This is a genomic window from Henriciella marina (genome assembly GCF_027213945.1).
Lineage (GTDB): Bacteria > Pseudomonadota > Alphaproteobacteria > Caulobacterales > Hyphomonadaceae > Henriciella > Henriciella marina_A.
Genome location: NZ_JAPWGW010000008.1, coordinates 1 through 7,997 on the forward strand (window position 1 = coordinate 1; position 7,997 = coordinate 7,997).

General features: G+C 58.5%; 10 protein-coding genes. All 10 read right to left on the minus strand.

Translation table 11 applies throughout. The annotated features are described in order from the left end of the window. On the minus strand, nt 1-755 hold a 755-nt coding region (locus O4G74_RS15760; protein WP_269403493.1), incomplete at its 3' end, for a TolC family protein. A gap of 72 nt (nt 756-827) precedes the next feature. Then, nucleotides 828-1,247 (minus strand): hypothetical protein, encoded by a 420-nt coding sequence (locus tag O4G74_RS15765; RefSeq protein ID WP_034798651.1) that lies wholly within the window; start codon nt 1,245-1,247, stop codon nt 828-830. A gap of 53 nt (nt 1,248-1,300) precedes the next feature. Continuing rightward, nucleotides 1,301-1,576, minus strand: a complete 276-nt coding sequence (locus O4G74_RS15770; RefSeq protein ID WP_034798806.1) for a metal-sensitive transcriptional regulator — start codon at nt 1,574-1,576, stop codon at nt 1,301-1,303. 106 nt (nt 1,577-1,682) lie between these two features. Beyond that, nucleotides 1,683-2,195, minus strand: a complete 513-nt coding sequence (locus O4G74_RS15775; protein WP_233347636.1) for a rhodanese-like domain-containing protein — start codon at nt 2,193-2,195, stop codon at nt 1,683-1,685. Nucleotides 2,196-2,310: 115 nt separating this feature from the next. After that, the gene (locus tag O4G74_RS15780) at nt 2,311-2,865 is read right to left on the minus strand and encodes a DUF305 domain-containing protein (protein WP_269403494.1); all 555 of its coding nucleotides are present in this window, start codon (nt 2,863-2,865) and stop codon (nt 2,311-2,313) included. A 78-nt stretch (nt 2,866-2,943) separates the two neighbouring features. Next, nucleotides 2,944-3,393, minus strand: coding sequence for an ion channel (locus O4G74_RS15785; protein WP_034813593.1), 450 nt, complete (start codon nt 3,391-3,393; stop codon nt 2,944-2,946). Then, the gene (locus tag O4G74_RS15790) at nt 3,390-4,733 is read right to left on the minus strand and encodes an APC family permease (protein ID WP_034813592.1); all 1,344 of its coding nucleotides are present in this window, start codon (nt 4,731-4,733) and stop codon (nt 3,390-3,392) included. Before O4G74_RS15790 ends, O4G74_RS15785 begins: the two co-directional genes overlap by 4 nt. Next, entirely contained in the window at nt 4,730-5,230 is a 501-nt protein-coding gene (locus O4G74_RS15795; protein WP_034813589.1) for a DUF411 domain-containing protein, read from the minus strand. Before O4G74_RS15795 ends, O4G74_RS15790 begins: the two co-directional genes overlap by 4 nt. A gap of 17 nt (nt 5,231-5,247) precedes the next feature. Beyond that, nucleotides 5,248-7,473, minus strand: a complete 2,226-nt coding sequence (locus O4G74_RS15800; RefSeq protein WP_084419937.1) for a copper-transporting P-type ATPase — start codon at nt 7,471-7,473, stop codon at nt 5,248-5,250. Between the two features lie 53 nt (nt 7,474-7,526). Continuing rightward, nucleotides 7,527-7,781 carry a hypothetical protein gene (locus O4G74_RS15805; protein WP_034798659.1) on the minus strand — a complete coding sequence of 85 codons (255 nt, stop codon included), beginning with the start codon at nt 7,779-7,781 and terminating at the stop codon, nt 7,527-7,529. Between the last annotated feature and the right edge of the window lie 216 nt (nt 7,782-7,997).

Below are 7,997 nucleotides of genomic sequence, written 5' to 3' on the forward strand. Positions count from 1 at the left end.
GCGCGGGCCTCGTCGATACCGTAATCGGTAACGCGGACGGCCGCGTCGGCAACACGCACGGTATGGAACTCAAGCGCTGCGCCGGACCAGTCTCTTTCAGTCAGGGGAGGGAGGCCGGTCGAAGGGACCAGTCCGACGAGTTCGATCAGGCGCGCATCGGTCTCGGCTTCCTGCCGATCAAGATCAACAAGCGTCCGGGAAACTTCTGCCCGTTCGCTTTCAATTTCGGCAAGGCGATAGACGGCCGGGCGGCCCGCGTCGATCTCGGCCTCGACAATGTCGACAAGCTCGTCATATTTGGCGTTTCGCGCTTCGGCGAGGGATCTCTGCCTGGTCAGTCTAGTCTTGTCAGCGAGAAAAGCGATGAGTTCGGCGCGCAAGGCCGCATAACGGGCATCGCGAACCGCCTCGGTCTGTGCTGACATCGCCCGGGCTTCACCGGCGCGGGCTTCACGGCCCGCGAAGCTCGGAAATTGTTGCCGGATACCAACGGCTTTATTGGTCGGCAAGTAACTGTCGAATGAGGGATCGAAAATCGGAATGTTGTTGATCCCGAGGGATACGACCGGGTCCGGGAGTGCGGTTGAGGCGACTGCACGCTCCCGGTCGGCTTCGGCATCGTAACCGAGAGCGGAGAGGCTTGGATGGGCCTCGAGACGGGCTTCAAGCTCGGCAAAGCTCTGAGCGCTGGCAACCGCCGCAAGGGGCACAGCGGCAAACGCTGCGACCAGCAGCATTCTCGAAATGTGGGGCATGATAAAACAGGCTCTTCTGAATTGTGTGAGACGATGACGACGGGCTGCTGTGGCAGCCGCAGGTCATCGCTCTCAATTCAGGAAGCGCTGCTTTAGCGATATTGGCGTGTGCTGGACGATATCCAGCCGAGGTGGAGGCCCGGTCTTTAGTGTTTCGCGCTCTGGCAGGAATGCCTTTGGTGGGTTAGCGAGAACCGCAGCAAATTCTGCGTCTACATTCGCAACAGGTGCAACTGGATTGGCGTCACTGTGCGCCTGGATAAGCATGGGTGCACAGTCGTATCCCGCGGGGCAATCAGACGATGACGCCTGATCTGTATGCCCGGTGTCGGCCATGGCTTCCATCGCCATGTCATGACAGGGATGATTGCTGCTCATTTCAGTCGGCGCGGTTTCGGAGGCCCCGACCATCAATGGACACGCCATGACCGGATGAGCCGCCATGAAGGCAGCGGCAAACAGTGTCAGGAGGCGGGTCACAAACTGCATCATTGTTCAAATACGTGAAAAGATTAAAGCTTTCATTTCAACAAACTGTGAGGCCGCTACTTCTTGCGGCCACCAAGCACAGCAACAAGTTCCTCGACCTTTTCACGCCGGTCATCGACATTGCTTCCGGTCAGGGCATGATCCACACACGTTGCAATATGGTCATCCAGGATAACGGCCTCGAGGCCGACAAGCGCGGCCTTCACAGCCTGCACCTGACGAATGACATCAATACAATACCGGTCGTCGGACACCATCTTCGTGATGCCGCGCACTTGTCCCTCGATGCGGGCAAGCCTCCGGGTCGCGGCCTCTTTGGTTTCAGTCTTCATGGCAAATACCCCATACAGGGTATACATATGGGGACCTCGTGAAGCAATTTCCAGTCTCTTTATGCGTCAGAAACGAAAGGTTCAGCCCAAGATGGACTGACAGTCATCACTCAATGGCATTTCCAGCTGCGGTCCACGCCTTCATCGAGCCGATATAGACATCGACCTCGGAGAACCCCTTCCGCATGAGCTGCGAGGCGGCAATGGTGGCCCGGGCGCCGCTTCCGCACATGACGGTGACGGGCTTGTCCGGGTCGAGGTCACTGGCCGCATCAGGCAGCTTGCCGACATAAGCGTGCATGCTGTCCTTGATGTGGCCGCTCTCATATTCATCGATGGCGCGGACATCGAGCAGGGTCCAGCCAGCCGGCGGGTTGTCTACGCGCGCGGCGACGGTTTCGGTATCGACGAAGTCGAGTGTGTCGAGCGGGCCGTTCTGGACCGCCACGGGCATGGCCCCGCTGACAAATCCGCTCACATTGTCGAAGCCGATCCGCTGAAGCGTCGTGGCCGCATCGACCGCCTGGTCGTCATCGCGCGCTACCAGCAGCACCGGTTTGTCGCCTGGCAGCAACCAGCCCGCGAAGGCGCCGCGGATCAATGACCGCAGCTTCGCCATCGGCGCTCAGGAAGTAGGAAAGGTGGGCAAGGCCCTGTGTCTTGATCTTTTCGAGTCTCGTTCTGTTTCGCTCCTTTTCGGGATCGAACGGGTCTGACTGGACGTGGAAGGCGCGTTAGTCCTCCGCGATGGCTGCCCCGGCAGCGTCGTCTGGATTGAGCCTGCCTTCGAAGGGGGGAACGGGGCGGCTCGCCGCCTCGCTTTCCGTCGATGCCGGTCCATTCTCCGCGATGTCGGAAATCAGCCATTCCATTTCCTTGATCTCGCTGCGCTGCGCCGTGATGATCTCGTCGGCAAGCTCGCGCACACGGACATCGTCGATGCCGGCGCGTTCACTTGTCATGATGGCAATGGAGTGGTGGGGGATCATCGCTTTCATGTAGGACCGGTCGTCGACAGTGCTCTGGCTGCGCACCAGCCAGAGGGCCAGGACGAACACGACCGCAGCGCCAATGAAAATGCCGAAATTGATCCGGCTGTCCTTGTACATGTTGAGCATGAAGCTCAGCATCACGACGGCCATCGCGGCGCCCATGATGAAGGCCATGTAGAAGCGCGTTTCGCTCCAGCGAACATGCTCCCACGCATAGGTGTTGAGGTACATCAGTCCAAACATCACGATCACCGATGTGATGATCATTGCTCCAAACCGCCAATAACTGTTCTTCATATCCACTTTCAACATCCTCCTTATACAGTGGTGGGGTATTTCCACGACTAACGGAGAAGTGTGTGAACAGGTTCCGAGTTAATCCGATTTTTGAATTCCGCCTGAAGTTGGACCATCCATTTGGTTTCGCATCAGGAGGAAAATGAAGGATGCCGAGCACGAAATCAGCAGGAAACCATTGAGTGATTCCAGTCCGGCCAGGAACCGCGAATGTCCGGTTGGATAGATATCGCCCAGCCCAAGCGATGTGTAGTTGACGAGGGAGAAATAGAATATGTCCATGAACCCGTCCGCTTCGCCGCCCTTGAAACCACCCAAGTCGAAGGCATCCAGTAGCGTAAAGCTGGTTGCATAGAGCGCTGCCTCAGCCAGGTGCGCCAGGCCTGCACCTACGATACCCGAAACAACGATCGGGAGACCTGAACGCGCTTCATGGTTCAGGCGTCGGTGCAGATGCGCCAGTGCGAGATAATGCAGCGTGCTTGCCAGCACAAAAGTGAGCAGTCCGATCAAGGTTGCAATGATCATGAATGGGCTTTGTGCTGGTCGTTTCCGGACTCCTCTCCGGGAGGATTGTCGCGGAGACGTTTCAGGAAGAAATGCTCGAATGAAAAGACTGCAGCCATGCCGAAAGCCGCGATCAGGATGATGACTGGATCGGCTTGCCACTTCAGGGCGATGAAGGCGATCAGGACGAAGGCATCGAGCGCCATCGCACAGATAAGGATTGCAGGTGCGGCGCCAACATCCTGTCTCAAATGCCGGAAGACGCCCCAATGGATGATGATATCCATGACCAGATAGAAGATTGCGCCAAGCGAAGCGATCCGACTGAGATCGAAGAAAGCCGCGAGCAATCCGGCAGCCACAACCGTATAGACGAGCGTATGACGCTGTACCGTTCCGGGCATGCCGAAATGTCTATGCGGAATCAGGTTCATGTCGGTCAGCATGGCGAGCATGCGGGAGACGGCAAACAAGCTAGCAAGCAGGCCTGACGCTGTCGCGATGATCGCAATCGTTACGGTGAACCACAATCCATAGTTTCCAAGTGCTGGCCGGGCCGCTTCGGCGAGGGCATAGTCCTTCGCCGCAACAATCTCCGAGACAGTGAGGGTTGATCCGACAGCGAAACAGACAAAGAGATAGATGAAAGTGCAGATCGCAAGTGAGATCATGATGGCCCGCCCGACATTGCGGGTCGGTTGCTTCACCTCGTCGCCACTGTTCGTGATGGTGGTGAATCCCTTATAGGCCAGGATGGCGAGCGCGACGCCGGCCAGGAACCCACCGGCAGATGTGCTGTCAGCGAAACCGTCTGCTGCTGGCTGGAAGCTGAATCCGGCAGCCCAGATCGCAATAAGCGCGAAAATCAGTATGCCACCAATCTTGAGAATAGCCGTGACCTTCGATACGCCGCCGATCACCTGATTACCGGCAATATTTATCACGAAAGCCAGGATAATCAGTCCGATTGCCAGCAAGGGGACGAATATGCCGCCCTCGACGCCAAACAGCTGCAGCGTGTACGTGCCGAACGTGCGGGCGACCAGGCTTTCATTGATGATCATCGAGAACGCCATCAGCAGGGCGGCGCTTCCGGTCACGGTAGACGGGCCGTAAGCGCGTTGGAGTATCATCGCGATGCCGCCGGCGCTAGGATACTTGTTGGAGACCTTGATATAGGAATAGGCGCTGAAGCCGCTGATGATGGCTGCCGTGAGGAATGCGAGCGGAAACAGGTCGCCTGCAAATTCAGCGACCTGACCGGTCAGGGCAAAGATGCCGGCACCGATCATCACGCCCGTCCCCATGGCGACGGTGCCCGCCAGCGTCAGTGACCCATGCTTGTAGTCATCCTCACTCATGGTCTTGCCGGTTCGGAGACCAATTGCGTTCCCCGATAGGAGGCATATGTCCTGGCATCCTCTCCAGAGAAGATGATGACATCATACCGATCTGGCGCGTTCGGTGTTTCCATGCCGGGAGAGCCTTGCGGCATGCCGGGCACCGAGACGCCGTTGACGTCAGGCTTTTCTTCGAGCAAGCGTCGTATTTCCCGAGCGGGAACGTGACCTTCAACGACATATCCGGCGACTTCTGCGGTATGGCAACTCATCAGTTCATCCCGAACACCAAGCCGTGACCGAATGGGTGTCAGGTCCTCTTCCTCTTTCACGATGACGTCGAAACCCTCGTCATGCAGGTGGTCCACCCAGGCGGCGCAGCAACCGCACCATGGCGTCTTGTGTACAGTGACTGTTTGCGCGTTGGCTGCGGGTGACGCGGAGAAGAGCATCATACCCGCTATCAGGGCTGCAATCATCAGCGCACCGAGCGCGCTCATAGCAAGTGGTCTGGACATGTCTGTGCTCCGGAAAATTAGAGTTTAAGGGTTCTCAGCCGCAAGGCGTTGCCGATAACAGATACGGAACTGAAACTCATGGCGGCCGCCGCGATCATCGGGCTCAGTAACAAGCCGAAGAAGGGATACAGAATGCCAGCGGCAACCGGCACGCCAAGCGTATTGTAGAAGAACGCGAAGAACAGGTTCTGGCGGATGTTGCGCATCGTGGCGTGGCTGAGCTCCCGGGCCTTTGCGACCCCGATCAGATCGCCTTTCACAAGCGTTACACCGGCACTCTCCATGGCCACATCGGTTCCGGTTCCCATGGCGATTCCGACATCCGCCTGAGCGAGCGCGGGCGCATCATTTATGCCGTCACCGCACATGGCCACGCGGGCACCGTTCTTCTGGAGTTCGGACACGATCCGATGCTTGTCTTCAGGCGAGACGTCGGCGTGAACCTCATCGATGCCGACCTTGTCGGCGACCGCGCGTGCTGTCGTCTCATTGTCACCTGTCAACATCACAATCTTCAACCCTTCGGCATGAAGACGTCTGATGGCTTCCGGTGTCGTCTCCTTGATCGGGTCCGCCACAGAGACAAGGCCTGCCGGTTTTCCGTCGACGGCGGCGAACATAACCGTCTGGCCTTCGGTGCGGTACTGGTCAGCGCGTGTCCCGAGGTCGTCAGACCAGCCCCCGATCCGCTGCATCATCTTTCTGTTGCCGATGGCGACGGTTTGGCCGTCGACGCTTGCCTGCGCACCTTCGCCAGTGACGGATTCAAATCCGTGCGCATCCTTGTGAGGCGCGCCCTTGCCTTTTGCGCCACGCACGATCGCGTCGGCAAGTGGGTGCTCGCTCAAACGTTCCACCGCGGCTACGAGACTAAGCAACGAGGCTTCGTCGAAGCCTTCGCCTGGCTGGACGCGTACCAGTTCGGGGCGTCCGAGCGTCAACGTCCCGGTCTTGTCGACCACGATCGTATCGACCTTCTCAAGCGTCTCCAACGCTTCAGCATTCTTGATCAGGATGCCGTTGGACGCGCCCTTGCCCGTGCCGACCATGATCGACATCGGGGTTGCCAGACCTAGCGCACAGGGACATGCGATGATCAGGACGGCAACGGCATTCACGATCGCAAAAGCCATCGCCGGGTCGGGTCCGAACACGGCCCAAACGACAAAGGTCAGGATTGCAATTCCAATAACAGCCGGAACGAACCAGGCAGCGACGAGATCAGCGAGCCGCTGGATTGGAGCTCGGGACCGCTGAGCGGCGGCAACCATTCGGACAATCTGGGACAAGAGCGTGTCTTCGCCCACATGTGTCGCCTTCATAACGAGCGACCCGGTTCCGTTGACCGTGCCGCCGGTCACACGGGCGCCAGCGGCTTTTTCGACGGGCAGGGGTTCGCCGGTGACCATGGACTCGTCAACCGACCCATGGCCGTCGACGACCTCGCCATCGACCGGGATCTTCTCACCTGGCCGGACCCGCAGCTTGTCGCCAGACTTTACATCCGCGAGATCGACATCCTGTTCGCTGCCATCGTCAGCAATCCTGCGCGCAGTAGCAGGGGCAAGCTCCAGCAGTGCACGAATGGCTCCTGAGGTGGCGTTGCGCGCGCGCAGTTCGAGCACCTGGCCAAGTAAAACCAGCGTAACGATGACGGCGGCCGCCTCGTAGTAGACTGCTACCGCGCCGCCATGCCCACGGAATGAATCGGGAAATATGCCAGGCGCGAATGTTGCGACCAGGGAATAAATATAGGCCACGCCGACGCCCATCGCGATCAGGGTGAACATGTTGAGGTTGCGTCGCTTCACGGATTGCCAGCCGCGCACGAAGAAAGGCCAGCCGGCCCAAACGACAACGGGAGTCGCGATCAGGGCCTGAAGCCAGACACTCCATGTCGGATCAATCCAGTGCCTGAGCGGGCTGCCGGGAATCATTTCGCCCATGACAAAGGCGAGCAGTGGCGCCGAGAAGACAAGGGCGACCCAGAAGCGCCGCGTCATGTCATCCAGTTCGCTGGTATCCTGCTCGGCCGTCACCGTTTCCGGTTCGAGCGCCATGCCGCAGATCGGGCAGCCTGTATTGGCAGTTTCGCGTACCTGCGGATGCATGGGACAGGTCCAGACGGTGCCGGCATAGCCGATCGGAACCTTGTCATAGGCATCATCGGGCTTCTCTGGAGCGGCCTGATCGTTGTGATGGCACGCATGTCCGGAATGGGCGTGAGAAGTGTCGTTGGTCATGGCTCTGACTCTTTCAGCAGGAGTGCTTCACAGGATGAGGGTATGCATCACTTTTATGCGCTGCTGTTTCGGTTGAAGAAGTTGAACAAGGGAACGAACAGAAGGGCGATGTACCAGCCATAGAGATAGCTCTCGACAAGGCCGATCAGGAAACCGGTCAGCGTTCCAAACTCAAATCCGGGCAGTAGATCCTGCCATGCTGGATGCATGTGAAGGCTGGACGGCGTCACACTCCCCCAGCCGACGCACAGCAAATAACTGACGAGCAGGAACAGAGACAGCGAGTGTCCGACGGGGATGATTTTCATTCTGACCTCCAGCGGTCCAGGCAAGAGCAAGTAGGACAGTCATAGTATAGTACCCCTAGGGGGTATATTCAATATCATCGCCGCTTGCCGGTTGCTTTTCAACTTGGCCGGCAAGCGGCAGTTTGGATTTCCTCCTTATCGCGGCGCACGGGAGGACGAGTGCGTGTGAATGACCTGCCAGGTGCCGGCGACCTTGCGGAACAGCACCGTTTGTTT

Bases quoted from the DNA above. Each gene is read 5' to 3' on its own strand.
- O4G74_RS15765 (WP_034798651.1), bottom strand. From the start codon at position 1,247: ATGATGCAGTTTGTGACCCGCCTCCTGACACTGTTTGCCGCTGCCTTC.
- O4G74_RS15770 (WP_034798806.1), bottom strand. From the start codon at position 1,576: ATGAAGACTGAAACCAAAGAGGCCGCGACCCGGAGGCTTGCCCGCATC.
- O4G74_RS15775 (WP_233347636.1), bottom strand. From the start codon at position 2,195: ATGGCGAAGCTGCGGTCATTGATCCGCGGCGCCTTCGCGGGCTGGTTG.
- O4G74_RS15780 (WP_269403494.1), bottom strand. From the start codon at position 2,865: ATGAAGAACAGTTATTGGCGGTTTGGAGCAATGATCATCACATCGGTG.
- O4G74_RS15785 (WP_034813593.1), bottom strand. From the start codon at position 3,393: ATGATCATTGCAACCTTGATCGGACTGCTCACTTTTGTGCTGGCAAGC.
- O4G74_RS15790 (WP_034813592.1), bottom strand. From the start codon at position 4,733: ATGAGTGAGGATGACTACAAGCATGGGTCACTGACGCTGGCGGGCACC.
- O4G74_RS15795 (WP_034813589.1), bottom strand. From the start codon at position 5,230: ATGTCCAGACCACTTGCTATGAGCGCGCTCGGTGCGCTGATGATTGCA.
- O4G74_RS15800 (WP_084419937.1), bottom strand. From the start codon at position 7,473: ATGACCAACGACACTTCTCACGCCCATTCCGGACATGCGTGCCATCAC.
- O4G74_RS15805 (WP_034798659.1), bottom strand. From the start codon at position 7,781: ATGAAAATCATCCCCGTCGGACACTCGCTGTCTCTGTTCCTGCTCGTC.